This window comes from Sphingopyxis granuli NBRC 100800 (assembly GCF_001591045.1).
GTDB lineage: Bacteria > Pseudomonadota > Alphaproteobacteria > Sphingomonadales > Sphingomonadaceae > Sphingopyxis > Sphingopyxis granuli.
The window spans coordinates 1-1,279 of sequence record NZ_BCUA01000172.1 but is presented as its reverse complement, the minus strand read 5'-3'; the positions used below and the strand labels follow the sequence as shown (position 1 = coordinate 1,279).

The window sequence follows — 1,279 nt, the reverse complement described above, 5'->3', positions numbered from 1 at the left end:
GCCGCCGCGCGCGGCGACATCGCGGCGATCGAGGAAGCGATCGCGCTCACCCGCCATCGGCTCGCGGCGCTCGTCGGCGCGGGGCCCGATCGCGGGATGAGCATCGCGCGTCCGACGCTCGCCGCGCCCGCGACGGGGCTTCCCGCCGACGCCGGGATCGCGCTCGTCGGCCGCCGGCCCGACATCGTCGCGGCGCGGCTGCGCGCCGAAGCCGCGGCGAAGCGCATCGACGTCGCGCGCGCCGACTATTATCCCAATATCAGCCTGTCGGCGCTGGTCGGTTTCCAGTCGCTGGGGCTCGCGAACCTGTTCGACGCGGGGTCGAAATATGGCAATGGCGGCGCGGCGATCAGCCTGCCGATCTTCGACGGCGGGCGCATCGAGGGGCGGTATCGCGGCGCGCGCGCGGATTATGACGCAGCGGTGGCCGGCTATGATCGCACCCTGATCGATGCGCTGCGCGATATCGCCGACCTCGCTGCCAGCCGCACGGCGACCGAGCGCCAGCTTGCCGAGCGCCGCGCGGCGCTGCAGGCGGCGGCCGACGCGGCGCGGCTGGCCGGACTGCGCTATCGTGCCGGTCTGTCGAACCAGCTCGCCCAACTGACCGCCGAGGACGACATGGTCGCGCTCAGCCGCGCGGTCGCGGAGCTGGAAGCGCGTGAGCGCGCGCTCGACGTCGCGCTGATCCGCGCGCTCGGCGGCGGCTATCGCGCCGTCCATCCAACAGGAGAATGACGATGGCCGACGACACGGCTACCCCCGACGCGCCCGAAACCGCCGAGGCGCAGGCGGCGCGGCTCGGCAAGCGCCGGAAACTGCTGCGCATCCTGCTGATCGTCGTGGCGACGATCGCGGCGGCGTGGGGCATCTGGTATTTTCTGACGCAGGCGGGGCGTGTCTCGACCGACAATGCCTATGTCGGCGCCGACAGCGCCACCGTCACCGCGCTTGTCTCGGGCCCGGTCAAGGCGGTGCGCGTCAGCGGCACGCAGGCGGTGAAAAAGGGCGATATCCTCGTCATCCTCGACGATGCCGACCAACGGCTGGCGGTCGCCGATGCCGAAGCGGCGCTGCGGCAGGCGCGCCAGCGCTACGGGCAGGCCGATGCGACTGCCGGTGCGGCGCGCGCGCGCGTCGCGGCGCGCGGGGCCGAGATTTCGCAGGCACAGGCGCGGCTGCGCGACGCCGATGCGACGGTCGAGCGCGCGCGCGCCGAACTGGCGCGGCGCGAGAGCATCGCCGGGACCGGCGCCGTGTCGGGCGAGGAACTGACAGC

The 1,279-nt window shown here is 73.5% G+C and carries 2 protein-coding genes; both read left to right on the top strand.

Annotated elements, in window-relative coordinates; translation table 11 throughout:
• A partial coding sequence (locus SGR02S_RS19240; RefSeq protein WP_169799713.1) for a TolC family protein occupies positions 1 to 738 on the top strand: 738 nt, incomplete at its 5' end.
• A gap of 2 nt (positions 739 to 740) precedes the next feature.
• A partial coding sequence (locus tag SGR02S_RS19235; RefSeq protein WP_156483144.1) for an HlyD family secretion protein occupies positions 741 to 1,279 on the top strand: 539 nt, incomplete at its 3' end.